A 246-nucleotide genomic window follows, 5' to 3' on the forward strand; every position below is an offset into this window, starting at 1 on the left:
CTGTAATGGCAATAACTGATAATGCCTCTGCTGGAAAAGCGGCCAGTTTTGCACTTGCATAAGATAAAAACAATGCAGTATTGGGCACCCACACAAACGGGATATTTTGATCGTTAAATGGTATGGCAATACTTTCCTCGGATACAACGGCCGCCGCACCCCTTGCCAGTGCTTCTTTGACAAAACGACTGCCCGATGTCCTTTTCCCTTTCCGTACAATAAAGATATCTCCAGGCTTCACCGCCT

General features: G+C 46.3%; 1 protein-coding gene. It reads right to left on the minus strand.

From position 1 onward, the window contains the following. Positions 1–246: Mur ligase domain-containing protein (locus SB660_RS22930; protein WP_410584824.1), on the minus strand; the 246-nt coding region annotated here is incomplete at both ends.

The sequence above is a fragment of the Bacillus sp. SIMBA_005 genome (genome assembly GCF_046535585.1).
Taxonomy (GTDB): domain Bacteria; phylum Bacillota; class Bacilli; order Bacillales; family Bacillaceae; genus Bacillus; species Bacillus pumilus.